Genomic DNA, 15,671 nt, shown 5'->3' on the forward strand with positions numbered 1-15,671 from the left:
CCGCGCCACCCGCATGGCGGCGCAGAGCACACGAGTGCGTCCCTTACCCTTGAGCGTCGTGCCCGCCCGGACCATTCGACTCATCGCGATCATCGCGGGCATCAGCGGGATCCTGCTCTGCGCTCTGACCCCGCTGCTCCCCGTCCGCCAGACCACCGCGACCATCCTGTGGCCGCAGGGCCCCGGCGCCGACGGCCTCGTCACCGATGTCACAGCGCCACTGGTGTCCGGCGCGCCCCTTTCGCTCGACGTGTCGATCCCCTGCCGGGCGGTGGCCACGCTCCCCGAGTCGGGCGGCGTCGTCTTCTCCACCATTCCCGCGGGCGGCATCGACGCCGGACGCAACGGGCTGTTCGTGCGGGCCGACGCCGAGTCGGTCATCGTGGCGTTCCGGGACCAGGTGGCCACCGTCGCGTCGCGGCCCGCCGTCGAGAGCGGCGCCTGCAGCACGCTGCACGTCTGGGCCGACCCGGACGGCGTCGGCGCCGACTTCATCGGCATCCCCGGTGCGGCCGGCACCGTCCCGGTCGAGAAGAAGCCCCAGGTCGCAGGCGTCTTCACCGACCTCGAGGTGGCCGCGCAGCCCGGGCTGAACGCGCGCATCGACGTCGACACCCGCTTCATCACCACGCCAACGCCGATGAAGACCGTGCTGATGGTCCTCGGCGTGCTCGCGACCGTGGCGTCGATCGTCGCGCTGGTGCTGCTGGACCGGACCTCGGGCAGGCGCATCCCGCGGGCCGGGCGGCGGTTCTGGCGGGCCGGCCTGGCCACCTGGATCGCCGACGCGATCGTGGTCGGCACGCTACTGCTGTGGCACGTCATCGGCGCGACGTCCTCCGACGACGGCTACAACCTCACCATCGCGCGGGTCTCCGACGAAGCCGGCTACGCCGCCAACTACTTCCGCTTCTTCGGTGCCACGGAGGCGCCGTTCGACTGGTACCAGTCGGTGCTCGCCCACCTCGCCGCCGTCAGCACCGCGGGCGTCTGGATGCGGCTACCCGCCACGCTCGCAGGCATCGGGACGTGGCTGCTGCTCTCGCGCTGGGTGCTGCCTCGCCTCGGCCGTCGACTCAACCGCAACCGAGTGGCGGTGTGGACCGCGGGCGCGGTGTTCCTCGCGGCATGGCTGCCGTTCAACAACGGCCTGCGACCCGAACCGCTGCTCGCGTTCGGCGTCGTCGCGGTGTGGATGCTGATGGAGACCGCGATCGGCACCCGCCGGCTGTGGCCGGTGGCGCTAGCCGTGGTCATCGTCGTGTTCAGCGTGACGCTCGCACCCCAGGGCCTGGTGGTGCTGGCACCGCTGCTGGTCGGTTCGCGCGCGGTGTCGCGCATCATCTCCGCCCGTCGTCCCGTGGACGGACTACTGGCGCAGCTCGTCCCGCTGGTCGCCGCCGCTTCCCTCATCTTCGTGGTCGTGTTCCGCGACCAGACGCTGGCCACGGTCGCCGAATCGGTCCGCATCAAGTACGTCATCGGCCCGACCATCCCCTGGTACCAGGAGTTCCTGCGGTACTACTTCCTCACGGTCGAGGACAGCGTGGACGGCTCGCTGCCCCGCCGCTTCGCCGTGCTGATCCTGCTGCTGTGCCTGATCGGTCTGCTGATGGTGCTGCTGCGGCGCAGGGGCGTGCCCGGCACCGTCAACGGACCCGTGTGGCGGCTGGCCGGATCGACCGTCATCGGTCTGTTCGTGCTCGTCCTCACCCCGACGAAGTGGGCAGCGCAGTTCGGCGCCTTCGCAGGCCTGACCGGCGCGCTCGGCGGGGTCACTGCCTTCGCGTTCGCCCGCGTCGGACTGCACAGCCGACGCAACCTCGCGCTCTACGTGACGGCGCTGCTGTTCGTGCTCGCGTGGTCGACGTCGGCGATCAACGGCTGGTTCTACGTCGGCAACTACGGCGTGCCGTGGTTCGACAAGCAACCGGTGATCTTCGGCCAGCCCGTGACGACGCTGTTCCTGGTGCTCGCGATCGCCTGCGGCCTGCTCGCGGGCTGGCTGCACTTCCGCATGGACTACGCCGGGCACACCGAGGTCGCCGACACCGGACGCAACCGGGCCCTGGCGTCCACCCCGCTGCTCGTGGTCGCCATCATCATGGTGCTGCTCGAGGTGGGATCGATGGCCAAGGCCGGGGCCGGCCGCTACCCCGCGTACACCACCGCCAAGGCCAACGCCGACGCGCTCGCCTCGGGACTGTCCCGCGACAGCTGCGCCATGGCCGACGACGTGCTCGTCGAGGCCGACACCAATGCCGGGATGCTGCAACCGGTCCCGGGCCAACGCTTCGGCGAGTACGGACCGCTTGGCGGCGAGGACCCCGTCGGATTCACCCCCAACGGCGTGAGCGACACCCTCGAGCCCGCCGAACCCGTGGCGGCCAACCCCGGGCTGGCCAACTCCGACGGCCCCGTCGACAAGCCCAACATCGGCATCGGTTACGCGGCCGGTACCGGCGGCGGCTACGGACCCGAGGGCGTGAACGGCTCCCGCGTCTACCTGCCGTTCGGCCTCGACCCCGAGCGGACCCCGGTGATGGGCAGCTTCGACGAGAACACCGTCGCTGCGGAGGCGACCTCGGCGTGGTACCAGCTGCCGCCGCGTACGCCCGACCGGCCGATCGTCACCGTCGCCGCCGCAGGGGCCATCTGGTACTACGAGGAAGACGGCGCGTTCAGCTACGGCCAGTCCCTCAAGTTGCAGTGGGGCGTGCACCGTCCCGACGGCTCGTACCAGGCGCTGAACGAGGTGCAGCCGATCGATATCTTCGAGCAGAAGGCATGGCGCAACCTGAGATTCCCGCTGACCACGGCACCCCCGGAGGCGAACGTGGCACGGATCGTCGCCGACGACCCGAACCTGTCCGAGGACCAGTGGTTCGGCTTCACGCCGCCGCGGGTTCCGGTGCTGACCACCGCGCAGGAGTTCCTCGGTACGCAGACCCCGGTACTGATGGACATCGCGACGGCAGCCAACTTCCCGTGCCAGCGGCCGTTCACCGAGCACCTCGGCGTGGCGGAACTACCCGAGTACCGCGTGCTGCCGAACTTCAAGCAGATGGTGTCGTCGTCCAACCAGTGGCAGTCGGCCGACGACGGCGGACCGTTCCTGTTCATCCAGGCGCTGCTGCGCACGTCGGCGATCCCGACCTACCTGCGCGACGACTGGTACCGCGACTGGGGATCGATCGAGCGCTACATCCGGGTCGTCCCGCGCGATGACGCGCCGAACGCCGCAATCGAGGAGGGCTCCACCCAGGTGTTCGGCTGGAACCGCCGCGGCCCGATCAGGGCGCTGAAGTGACCGTACTGAAGGACGGCGAACGAGCCGCTGACGTGAAGCCGGGCAACGACACGAAGGTGGCCCGCTGGGTCGCCACGATCGCCGGGCTCATCGGCTTCGTGCTGGCCGTCGCGACCCCACTGTTGCCGGTCACCCAGACCACCGCCACCCTGAACTGGCCCCAGCAGGGCCAATTCGACGACGTGACGGCACCGTTGATCTCGCTCGCGCCCGTGAGCCTCACCGCGTCGGTGCCGTGCTCGGTGATCGCGTCGATGCCGCCCGAAGGTGGCCTGGTATTCGGCACCGCGCCGCCGAGAGGCCGCGACGCGGCGCTCAACGCGATGCTCGTCAACGTCACCTCGGGCAGGGGCAGCGGCCCGGCGAGCGGCAACGCCCGCGTCGACGTGATCGTCCGCAACGTCGTGGTCGCCAGCGTGAGCCGCGACCGCATGGCCGGCTGTAGCCGCCTCGACATCACGTCGTCGCTGGACGGCACGTTCGCCGACTTCGTCGGCCTGACCCAGGTCTCCGGTGACGACGCGGGCAAGCCGCAGCGCACCGGCTTCGCCGACCCCAACCTGCGGCCCGCCATCGTCGGCGTGTTCACCGACCTGACCGGACCCGCGCCGCCCGGCATGCAGTTCTCGGCAACCATCGACACCCGCTTCACCACGCATCCGACCGCGCTGAAGCTGACGGCCATGCTGCTCGCGATGGTCTCGACCGTCATCGCACTGCTGGCGCTGTGGCGCCTCGACCGCGCCGACGGGCATCGGATGCACCGGCTGATCCCGTCGCGCTGGCGCACCCTGTCCGCCGTGGACGGCGTGGTCGTAGGCGGCTTCGGCCTCTGGTACGTCATCGGCGCCAACTCGTCGGACGACGGCTACATCCTCGGCATGGCCCGTGTCGCCGACCACGCCGGCTACATGTCGAACTACTTCCGCTGGTTCGGCAGCCCCGAGGACCCGTTCGGCTGGTACTACAACGTGCTCGCGCTCATGACGCGCATCAGCGACGCCAGCATCTGGATCCGGCTGCCCGACCTCATCTGCGCGCTGGTCTGCTGGCTGCTGCTGTCGCGGGAAGTGGTGCCCCGCCTCGGGCCGGCCGTCTCCGCGAGCCGTCCCGCGCTGTGGGCGGCGGGCCTGGTGCTGCTGGCGGCGTGGATGCCGTTCAACAACGGCCTGCGCCCCGAAGGCCAGATCGCCACCGGCGCACTGATCACCTACGTCCTGATCGAGCGGGCGATCACCTCCGGTCGGCTGACACCGGCCGCGCTCGCGATCATCACCGCCGCGTTCACCCTCGGCATCCAGCCCACCGGTCTCATCGCGGTCGCGGCGTTGGTCGCCGGCGGCCGCCCCATCCTGCGAATCCTCATGCGCAGGCGCCAGCTGTTCGGCACCTGGCCGCTGATCCTGCCGCTGCTGGCCGCGGGCACCGTCGTGCTGACCGTGGTCTTCGCGGATCAGACCTTGGCAACGGTGTTGGAGGCCACCAGGATTCGCACCGCGATCGGGCCCAGCCAGGAGTGGTACACCGAGATCCTGCGGTACTACTACCTGATCCTGCCGACCACCGATGCGGCCATCTCGCGACGCGTCGCGTTCCTGTTCACGGTGCTGTGCCTGTTCCCGTCGCTGTTCCTGATGTTGCGGCGCAAGCGGGTTCGTGGCGTCGCGCGCGGGCCCGCCTGGCGTCTGATGGGCGTCATCTTCGCCACGATCTTCTTCCTGATGTTCACCCCCACCAAGTGGATCCACCACTTCGGGTTGTTCGCGGCCGTGGGCGGTGCGATGGCGGCGCTGGCGACCGTGCTGATGTCGCCGATCGTGCTGCGCTCGGCCCGCAACCGGATGGCGTTCCTCGCCCTGGTGATGTTCGTGCTGGCGATGTGCTTCGCCTCCACCAACGGCTGGTGGTACGTCTCGAACTTCGGTGCGCCATACAACAACTCGGTGCCGCAGCTCGGTGGCGTCACGGTCAGCGCGGTGTTCTTCGCACTGTTCGCCGTCGCGGCACTGTGGGCGTTCTGGCTGCACCTCTCAGCGCGACACTCCTCGCCCATCGTCGACAAGCTGACCGCGGCGCCGATCCCGATCGCGGCCGGTCTGATGGTCCTCGTCGGCGTGGCCTCCATGGTGATCGGCGTGGTGCGGCAGTACCCCACGTACTCCAACGGCTGGGCCAACGTCCGGGCCTTCGCAGGCGGCTGCGGGATGGCCGACGACGTGCTCGTCGAACCGGATTCGAATGCCGGATTCCTCGCTCCGCTACCCGTCCGTTACGGGCCGCTCGGGCCACTCGGCGGCACCGAGCCAACCGGCTTCTCCCCCAACGGGGTTCCGGACCGGATCATCGCCGAGGCCATCAGACTGAACAACCCCCAGCCGGGCACCGACGCCGACTGGAACCGGTCGGTGCGGTTGCCGCGGCCGGGTGTCAACGGGTCGACCGTGCCGCTGCCCTACGGACTCGATCCGAGGCGGGTACCGGTCGCGGGCACGTATTCCACTGGGGCGCAGCAGGAGAGCCGGCTGGCGTCGGCCTGGTACGGCCTGCCCGCCGCGGACGACGCACATCCACTCGTGGTGATCACCGCAGCCGGAACGATCAGCGGGCGCAGCGTCGCCGACGGCGTCGACGCCGGCCAGACGGTCGAACTCGAGTACGCGACCGCAGGACCCGACGGCGCGCCGGTGCCTGCGGGCCGGGTCAGCCCGTACGACGTCGGCCCCACCCCGGCGTGGCGCAACCTGCGCTTCCCGCGCGAGCAGATTCCCGCCGACGCCGTCGCCGTGCGGGTCATCGCCGAGGATCTCTCACTGGGACAGGGCGACTGGCTCGCCGTCACGCCGCCGCGCGTGCCGGAGGTGCGGTCCGTGCAGGAGTACGTCGGCTCCGAACAACCGGTCCTGATGGACTGGGCGGTCGGGCTCGCGTTCCCGTGCCAACAGCCGATGCTGCACGCCAACGGCGTCACCGACGTGCCCAAGTTCCGCATCTCACCGGACTATTCAGCCAAGCTGCAGAGCACCGACACCTGGCAGGACGGTCTCAACGGCGGCCTGCTCGGCATCACCGACCTGTTGCTGCGGGCATCGGTGATGTCGACTTACCTGTCCAACGACTGGGGTCAGGACTGGGGCTCGCTGCGCCGCTTCGACACCATCGTCGACGCCTCGCCCGCCCGGATCGATCTCGGCAGTGAGACGCACAGCGGGCTCTACAGCCCGGGTCAGATCCGGATCGCACCCTGACCGTCAGTGCGGCGTGCCCAGGTATGGCATGTGATCCAGGACGTCGTCGTGCGGGCTCAGCCCGGTCGGCGGGCACTCACCCTTGGTGAGGAACGCGAGCCGGTAGTCGATGACGTCGTCGGTGAACACACGACCGTTCGGGTACTTGGCAGGCTTGGTCGGGTCGTAGGACAACATGTCCGGTAACGTGCCCTCCTCCTCGATGGCGGCGATGGCCTCATCCCGCGTGTAGCCACCCGTGTGGCCCATCAGGTGGACGAACAGGTCGGTCCAACGGTCCCTGTCGTTGCGGGGCACACTGGCGTTGTACTCCTCCTTGGTCTCGTCGGTGTTGAAGAAGCTGCTCACCGACGGATGCCCGGCACGGTCGACGTGCAGCAGGCGGTCCCCGCTGCGGACGCTGCAGCGCCCCCAGATCCGAAGGTCGGGCGCGGCACCCAGTTCGGCCGTCGGTAGCTCGAGGGCCATCGAGAACACGTTCGCCTCGGTGTTGGAATCGACCCCCGTCCACGGCGAGTCGCTCCCCAGGTGCGGAGCGGTGAAGTTACGGCCGCCCGAGGTGTCGAACAGATTCTTGATGCCGTCGAAGTCGAAGAAGAACGCGTCGCTGCGGACGCCTGCGAAGAACGCAACGTCGCCTGAGGTCACGATGTTCGGGTCCTTGCCGAACGACACCTCGACCGCCTCGAAGATCTTCCTTCCCACGGCCTCCGGTTGCTCCGCCTCCTCGCCGACGGCCATGAAGACGTCCACGGTCTGCCTGCCGTCGCGCGGCTTGGAGTAGACGAAGCTGAACGCCACGTCGTCGAGGAGATCGCCGTCGTTGTCGATGGCGAGGCGGTAGATGGCGTCGGGGTGCATGGCGTCGGCGTTCGGATTGGCGTTGAGGATCAGGACGGTCCGGTTCGGGTCGGACGGGGATGCGAACGCGTAGAGATCGCAGAGGTCGAGGCGCTGGTCGCCCATCGGCGGGCCGAGGCTGAGCCCCGTGAAGTGATTGGACACCTCGTGATCAAACGCGCTACGCGCCTTCGCCCGCAGCAGTTCGGCCCAGGAGTTACCGTCGCATCCGTGAACAGCGTGCGACTCGGCGACGCCATCGTCACCCGGGTGCCCGAGTGGGAGTTCGACGTCGCCGCGGCGATGTTCGGCCAGACGCCACCGCATGCGTGGGACGAGCACGCCGACCTCCTGGTGCCGTCGTTCTACGACCCCGCCGCCGGGCGGTGGCGCGTGGTGATGCAGACCTGGGTGATCGAGGTGGACGGGTTGACGGTGCTCGTCGACACCGGCGTCGGCGATGGGCGGGAGCGGCCCAGCATCCCGGTCCTGAACGATCTGGAGACCGGCTTCCTGGCGGCACTGACCGACGCGGGATTTCACCCTGACGACGTCGACGTCGTGGTCAACACCCATCTGCACACCGATCACGTCGGGTGGAACACCAGATCGCGCGACGGCCAGTGGGTGCCGACGTTCCCCAACGCGCGATACGTGATGCCGGAAGCGGACTACCGGTTCTTCGCCCCCGACGGCGACGGCGCCTCCGATGCCATGCGAATCGTGTTCTCCGACAGCATTCTTCCCGTCGCCGACCAGACCCGGCTGTGGGCCGACGACCTCCAACTCAGCGCGTCACTGCGGCTGCGACCCGCGCCCGGCCACACCCCCGGTTCGTCGGTGCTGTGGCTCGACGCAGGCAGGCCCGCGGTGTTCGTCGGGGACCTGACCCACTGCCCCATTCAGATTCCCCGACCCGCCGACCCGTGCGCGTTCGACGTCGATGCCGCGGCCGCCGCGGTCACGCGCAAGCGGGTGTTCACCGAGGCCGCGCGCGCTCGCGCCGCCGTGATCCCTGCCCACTACCCCGGGTACGGCGGAGCGACCATCGTTGCTCGCGGCGACGGGTTCGTCGTCGACGACTGGCTGGACCTGCCCGCGCGGTAGCCGGGGCTGCTCCGCGAGCGTGCGCGAAGTCGTGTTCTGCGCCGGCGTGTCGCCCGCAGACACGCACGCTCGCCGGAGGAGGTAAGGAGGGAGGGCTAGATCGGGGTCAGGCCGTGCTTGCGGAGCACCTTGTTGGCCTGCTGCTTGTCACGCAGCAGACGCAGCGAATTGCGCAGTAGCAGCCGCGTCTCGTGCGGCTCGATGACGCCGTCGATGTAGCCACGCTCGGCGGCGATCCAAGGCACGGCGAGGTTGGCGTTGTAGCCCTCGATGAAGTCGGCGCGGATCTTCTGCACCTCCGGCGCAGTGGGATCCGGGAAGCGCTTGACCAGCAGCTGGGCCGCACCCTCGGCGCCGATCACGGCGATCCGCGCGGTCGGCCAGGCGAAGTTGAGGTCCGCGGACAGCTGCTTGGAGCCCATGACCGCGTACCCGCCGCCGTAGGCCTTGCGGACGACGACCGTCACCTTCGGCACGTCGGCCTCGACGATCGCGTTGAAGAAGCGCCCGCCGCGCTTGATGATGCCGTCCTTCTCCTGCTCGACGCCCGGCATGGCACCGGGGGTGTCCACCACGAACACCAGCGGCAGGTTGAAGGAGTCGCAGAACCGGATGAAGCTGGCCGCCTTGTCGGACGCGTTGGTGTCGACCACGCCGGACAGGTGCATCGGTTGGTTGGCGATCACGCCCACCGGCCGACCGTCCACACGGGCGAACGCCGTGATCATCGCCGGGCCCCGCTGCTCGGCGATCTCGAAGACGTCGCCGTCGTCGAAGATGCGCAGCAGGATCTCGTGCATGTCGTAGGCCTGGTTGTCCGAGTCCGGGACGATCGAGTCGAGCTCGAAGTCGTGCTGCGTCAGTTCGGGCTCGAGTCCCGGGTTGACGATCGGGGCGTCGTCGAAGTGGTTCGACGGCAGGAAGCTCAGGTACTCGCGCACGTACTGGTATGCCGCGGCCTCGCTCTCCACCACCTGGTGGATGTTGCCTCGCTGCGCCTGCACGTCGGCGCCGCCGAGTTCGTCGAACGTCACGTCCTCACCGGTGACGTCCTTGATGACGTCGGGTCCCGTGATGAACATGAAGCCCTGGTCGCGGACGGCGACGACGAGGTCGGTCTGGATCGGCGAGTAGACCGCGCCACCCGCGCACTTGCCGAAGATCAGCGAGATCTCGGGCACCAGGCCACGCAGCATCTCGTGCCGACGCCCGAGTTCGGCGTACCAGGCCAGCGACGTCACGGCGTCCTGGATCCGCGCGCCTGCGGAGTCGTTGATGCCGATGATCGGGCAGCCGACCATGGCCACCCACTCCATCAGCTTGGCCACCTTGCGACCGAACATCTCGCCGACCGAGCCCTGGAACACGGTCTGGTCGTGGCTGAACACGCCGACCGGGCGGCCGTCGATCATGCCGTGCCCGGTGACGACGCCGTCGCCGAACAGCGCGTTCGGATCGCCTGGCGTCTTTGCCAGCGCGCCGATCTCGAAGAACGTGCCAGGATCGAGCAGCGCGTGGATGCGCGCGCGGGCCGACGGAATGCCCTTGCGGTCGCGACGGCTCTTGGCCTTCTCGTCGCCGGGATCCTTGGCCAGTTCCAGCTTTTCGCGCAGTTCGGCGAGTTTCTCCGCCGTCGTGTGCGCCCGGACCGGAGTGGGTGCTGCTGCGTCTGCCGTCACGTCGCTACGACCTCTTCTCGTCCCTGCGTCCCGCCTGAATGCGGTTGAGCGCCTCGCTCATGTGCGCTCCGACCTTCGCAATGTACGGCTCGTCGATGGCCTGGATGTGCTCGCCCCCGATCGGCACGATCTCGAGGTCCGACGCGAACTCGCCCCAGCCGCCGTCGGGCTTGCGGGTGGCGTACGCGGGCTCGAACGTGATCGCGTCGTCGTGGTAGCGGTCGGCCATGTAGAGCACTACGTGGCCGTCGTACGGCTGGATGTCCACGGTGTCGAGCGCGCGGTTGTCGAGGTACGACGTCCGCTGGTGCTCGATGATGCCGCCCGGGATCTGCACGCCGGCCTGGCTGACGATGTCGAGCACGTACTGCACCTGCTCGCCGTCGTCGAGCTTCTCGAGTTCCTCGTAGGGGATCTCGGGGATCTCCACGTTGAACGTCTTCTCGGCGAAGCGAGCGTAGCGGTCCCAGCGCTTGCGGGTCTCCTCCTTGGTGTGCAGGATCGGCTCACCCGGGCGCACGCAGTCGATGAGGCCGACGAACGGGACGTCGGCACCCGCCTGCTTGAGCCCGATCGCGCAGGCATAGGCCAGCGCACCGCCGAGCGACCAGCCGGCGAGCACGAACGGCTTGTCGCCGTTGATCTCGAGCAGCTTCGGCACGTAGATCGCCGCGCGCTCCTCGATCGACCCCTCGACGCGCTCCAGGCCGATCATCGGGGTGGCTCCGGGCAGCCGCTTGAGCAGCGGCTCGTACACCACCGTCGAACCGCCCGCGGCGTGGAACACGTACACGGGCACGTCGTCGTCGGCGTCCGACTTGCGGATGGTGCGCACGAAGCCGTCGAGTTCACCGGCCTCGAGGTATTCGCGCACCGTGGTGGCGAGTTCCTCGATGGTCTGCGCCTTGCGGACGTCGTCGGCGGTGATCGTGCCCTCGGCGCGTTCGGTCAGGCGCTGCGCCATCTTCTCGGCCGCCGCGTCGTCGAGTGCGGGCAGCGAGTTGAAGATGCCGCCAGGCGACTTGCCCGTGACGATGGCCCACGTCGCGAACGCCACCCGCTCGGCCGCATCGCGTGGCGGCACGTCGGAGTTCAGCGCCGCGGCGACGGCCTGCTGGTTCAGCACGCCCGCCGCCGCAGCGGCAGCGGACTGAGCCGGCTTGGCGGGACCCGACGGGTTCGTCGGCGGCGCAGGCACTGTCGGGCCGGACGGGTTCGTCGGCGGCGGAGGGGGCGGGACCAGCGCGGCGTCGGTCGCGATGGCGTCCGGCGTGATCTCCTGCACGGCCGCGTGCTCCGTGGCTATCGGATGACCCGCCTCGGCCAGCTTGGCCTCCAGCTCGGCGACCGTGGACGCGCCACCCAGCAGCTCGGACTGCGCCGCGGCGATCTCCTCGGCCGTCTTGCCCTTCTGGTCCTCGGCGATCTGGTCGACCTCGTCGCGGTGCTCGATCGCGTACTGGATCAGCTTCTCCACGGCATACAGGTTGGCGTCGCGGACCGCGGTCAGCTGGATCGGCGGCAGGTCGAAGTCGTACTCGACCCGGTTCTTGATACGCACGGCCATCAGCGAGTCGAGGCCCAGCTCGATCAGGGGCACCTCCCACGGCAGGTCCTCGGGCTCGTAGCCCATGGCGCTGCCGACGATGGTGCCCAGGCGTTCGCCGATGGTCTCACCGGACTCGGGCGACCACTTCTTGAAGCCCGCGGCCAGCCCCGCACCCGCAGCGAGGTTGTCCTGCAGGATCGCGGCGTCGTCCTCCTCGGGCTCGGCAGGCGCCTGCGCCCCCGCGGAATCCGTTGCGACGGAACCGAGGTCGACCTTCGCCCCGGCGCCGACGGCCGCCGGCAGCGCACTCGCCGCACCGCCGCGGGACACGATGGCGTCGTACACCAGCGTGAAGGACTCGTCGATGCGAGCGTGCACCTGGATCGTCGCGCCACCGGGATGCCGCGACAGCGTCGTCACCAGCTTCGCACCCTCGGCCGGGACCGCGCGCTGCTCGAACGCCGTCAGCTGCGCGTCCGAAAGGACCTGCGTGGCAGCAGCCTTCACCAGTGCTGCCAGCGCAGCGGCGTCGACCGCGCCTCGCGCCTGGTACTCCCACACGTGCCTGCCGTCCGGGGTCGCGACGTGGTTGCCGGGGATCACCGCGGAGCTGTCACCGGTGAAGTGGGCGTCGAGCCAGTGCGGCTTGCGCTTGAACCGAGTCGGCGGGATATGGGCGAACTCAGTGCCCTTGCCCGACGTTCGAGGGAACAAGGTGCGGAAGTCGAGGTCGTGGCCGTAGACGAACAGGTTGGCCATGGCAGAGGTCATCGAGTCGACCTCGTCCTGCTTGCGGGCCAGCGTGGGGATCAGCTGACCGTCGTGCAGTCCGGCACTGGCCGTCGTCAGCCCAACCTGCATGAGCGCCACCGGATTCGGGGCCAGCTCCAGGAACGTGGTGTGCCCGTTGTCGACGGCGTTGCGGATGCCGTGCGTGAAGTACACGCTGTGCCGCAACCCCTTCTTCCAGTACTCGACGTCGTGGATCGGGTCGGCGCCGGCACGAACCAGGCTGCCCTCGTGGACGGTCGAGTAGTACGCGACGTCCAGCGGGCGGGGCTCGATGCCCTGGATCTCGGCAGCCAGCTCCCCGAGCAGGGGATCCATCTGCTGGGTGTGGCTGGCGCCCTTGGTCTGGAACTTGCGGGCGAACTTCCCCTCCGACTCGGCGCGGGCGATGATCGCGTCGACCTGCTCGGGCGGGCCGCCGATCACCGTCTGCGTGGGTGCGGCGTAGACGCACACCTCGAGGTCCGGGAAGTCGGAGAAGACTCCTCTGATCTCCTCGGCCGAGTACTCGACCAGTGCCATCAGGCGGATGTACTCGCCGAACAGCATCGCCTCGCCCTCACCCATGAGGTGCGCGCGCGAGCAGATGGTCCGAGTGGCGTCTTCGAGCGACAGTCCACCCGAGAAGTAGGCGGCCGCGGCCTCGCCGAGCGACTGACCAACCAGTGCACCGGGTTTCGCGCCGTGCGCCTTGAGCGTCTCGCCGAGGGCCACCTGGATCGCGAAGATCACGGTCTGGGTGGTCTCGATGCCGTAGTCCTGCGAGTCGTCGAGGATCAGTTCGACCACCGAGTAGCCGCGCTCGTCTTGGACGTAGGCGTCGACCTTGTTGATCCACTCGGCGAAGATCTCATCGCGCAGGTACAGGCTCTTGCCCATCTTGCGGTGCTGCGCACCGAAACCGGCGAGCACCCACACTGGGCCGTTGGTCACGGGACCATCGGACGAGATGACCAGCGGGCTCTGCTTGCCCTCGGCGACGGCCCGCAGGCCCTTCACCGCTTCGTCCTTGTCGTGCGCCAGCACCACCGAGCGCGACCGGCCGTGGTTGCGCCGCGACAGCGAGCGACCGATGTCCTCGAGCGACGACGCCTGCCCCTGCGGGCTCTCGATCCAATCCGCGAGTTCGGCGGCCGTCGCCCGCTTGCGCGAGGTCAGGAAACCCGAAACCGCAAGCGGCACGATGGGAGTCGTCGGATTCTCCGCCTCGGCGGCCTCGAGTTCCTCGCGGGCGACCTCGAGCAGGCGCAGAGCCTCGTCGGTGAGGCCTGGCAGCTCGGGTTCGACCTCGCCGTTGCTCGCGGTGACGCTGAACTCGTCGTCGCCGGGTTCGTCGTCGTGGATGAACTCGCCGTACTCGTCCATCCGCACCCCGCCGACGTAGACGACGTCGGCTTCGTCGGTGGCCGGCTTGACCACGACGAGGTCGGGCTCGGCCTCGGGCTCGACCAGATCGCTTGGCAACACCTCGCGCACCACGAGGTGCGCGTTGGCGCCGCCGAAGCCGAAGCCGGAGACACCGGCCACGGCGTACCCGCCGTAGCGCGGCCAGTCGCTGACGGTGTCGACGACCTTGAGGTGCTCGCGGTCGAAGTCGATGTAGGGGTTGGGACCCGCGTAGTTGATCGACGGCGGCAGCTTGTCGTTCTTGAGCGACAGCGCGACCTTCGCGAGGCTCGCGGCGCCCGCGGCCGACTCCAGGTGACCCACGTTGGTCTTTACCGCACCTAGCAGCGCCGGACGGTCGGCCGCGCGGCCGCGGCCGATGACGCGTCCGAGGGCGTCGGCCTCGATCGGGTCGCCGAGGATGGTGCCCGTGCCGTGCGCCTCGACGTAGTCGACGGTCTTGGGGTCGATGCCGGCGTCGTGATAAGCCTTGCGCAGCACCGCTTCCTGCGCGTCGGGGTTGGGTGCCAGCATGCCGTTGGATCGGCCGTCGTGGTTGACCGCGCCGCCGGCGATGACCGCCAGGATGTCGTCGCCGTCGCGGCGGGCGTCCTCGAGCCGCTTGAGTACGACCATGCCGCCGCCCTCGGAGCGCGCGTAACCGTCGGCGTCGGCGGAGAAGGACTTGATCCGACCGTCGGGTGCCAGCACACCGCCGACCTCGTCGAAGCCCAGCGTCACCAGCGGGGTGATCAGCGCGTTGACGCCACCTGCCACCACGACGTCGGCGTCGCCTGCGCGCAGGGCCTTGATGCCCTCCTGGACGGCGACGAGCGACGACGAGCATGCGGTGTCGATGGCCATCGACGGTCCGCGGAAGTCGTAGAAGTACGACACCCGGTTGGCGATGACGGCGCTCGAGTTACCGGTGATGGCATACGGGTGCGCCACCGCGGGATCGGCGACCGACATGAACATGTAGTCGTTGACCGAGCTGCCGACGAACACGCCGACGTTGGCGCCGCGCAGGCTGGACGCGGGAATCCTGGCGTGCTCCAAGGCCTCCCAGGTCAGCTCGAGCGCCATCCGCTGCTGCGGGTCGATGTTGTCGGCTTCCATCTTCGACAGGGCGAAGAACTCGGCGTCGAAGCCCTTGATGTCCGTGAGGTAGCCGCCCCGGGTGCGGGCCTTGGCCACGCGCTCGGCGATCCGCGGTTCGGACGTGAACTCCGACCAGCGCCCCTCCGGCAGATCGGTGATCGCGTCGCGGCCCTCGAGCAGCGCCGCCCACATCTCGTCGGGGGTGTTCATGTCGCCCGGGAACCGGGTGCCGACGCCGACGATCGCGATGTTCGTGCGGCCCTCGTCGACCTGACGGGACCAGTCCTCGTCGCTGGCCTCCGCGGGCTCGGGTTCGCCCTCGACGATCAGCGTGGCGAGGGCCTCGATCGTGGGATGCCGGAAGGCCATCGTGGCCGTCAGCGTCACGCCGCAGTAGTCCTCGATGTCGCTGGCCATCGCGACCGCATCGCGCGAGGCCAGGCCCAGCTCGATCAGCGGCGCGTTCTCGTTGATGCTGTCGGGCGCCTGACCCGTCGCGTTGGCCACCCAGTTGCGCAGCCACTCCCGCACCTCGGGCACCGAGACGTCGACGCGGTTCGGCTGGTCCTTCTCGGCCGCGACGGCCTCGGAGAGCACCGGTGAGGGTTCGACTGCCGCCTCCGGCGAAGGAATCGAGGCGTCCTGGGATTCAGACATGTTCACTG

6 protein-coding genes are annotated in these 15,671 nt (G+C 69.3%); 3 read left to right on the forward strand and 3 right to left on the reverse strand.

Annotated elements, in window-relative coordinates; all coding sequences use genetic code 11:
• The first annotated feature begins 58 nt into the window (after positions 1-58).
• Positions 59-3,310, forward strand: coding sequence for an arabinosyltransferase domain-containing protein (locus LOK44_RS20545; RefSeq protein WP_237571942.1), 3,252 nt, complete (start codon positions 59-61; stop codon positions 3,308-3,310).
• The gene (locus LOK44_RS20550) at positions 3,307-6,555 is read left to right on the forward strand and encodes an arabinosyltransferase domain-containing protein (protein WP_372481278.1); all 3,249 of its coding nucleotides are present in this window, start codon (positions 3,307-3,309) and stop codon (positions 6,553-6,555) included. Before LOK44_RS20545 ends, LOK44_RS20550 begins: the two co-directional genes overlap by 4 nt.
• Positions 6,556-6,558: 3 nt before the next feature.
• Here the strand turns inward: LOK44_RS20550 and LOK44_RS20555 are convergent, their stop codons facing one another.
• Complete coding sequence (locus tag LOK44_RS20555) at positions 6,559-7,560, reverse strand: DUF4331 family protein (RefSeq protein WP_237571943.1); 1,002 nt, start codon at positions 7,558-7,560, stop codon at positions 6,559-6,561.
• 66 nt (positions 7,561-7,626) lie between these two features.
• Here LOK44_RS20555 and LOK44_RS20560 point away from each other — a divergent pair, with 66 nt between their 5' ends.
• A complete protein-coding gene (locus LOK44_RS20560; RefSeq protein WP_372481279.1) occupies positions 7,627-8,502 on the forward strand; it encodes an MBL fold metallo-hydrolase in 876 nt (291 codons plus the stop codon).
• 95 nt (positions 8,503-8,597) lie between these two features.
• Here LOK44_RS20560 and LOK44_RS20565 read toward each other — a convergent pair whose 3' ends face one another.
• Entirely contained in the window at positions 8,598-10,181 is a 1,584-nt protein-coding gene (locus LOK44_RS20565) for an acyl-CoA carboxylase subunit beta (RefSeq protein ID WP_237571944.1), read from the reverse strand.
• A gap of 4 nt (positions 10,182-10,185) precedes the next feature.
• On the reverse strand, positions 10,186-15,663 hold the full coding sequence (gene pks13 / locus LOK44_RS20570) for a polyketide synthase Pks13 (protein WP_237571945.1): 5,478 nt from the start codon (positions 15,661-15,663) through the stop codon (positions 10,186-10,188).
• Positions 15,664-15,671 lie beyond the last annotated feature (8 nt).

This window comes from Mycolicibacterium lacusdiani (assembly GCF_021916785.1).
GTDB lineage: Bacteria > Actinomycetota > Actinomycetes > Mycobacteriales > Mycobacteriaceae > Mycobacterium > Mycobacterium lacusdiani.

Coding starts and splice junctions, on each gene's coding strand:
- pks13 (WP_237571945.1), bottom strand. CDS start 15,663: ATGTCTGAATCCCAGGACGCCTCGATTCCTTCGCCGGAGGCGGCAGTC.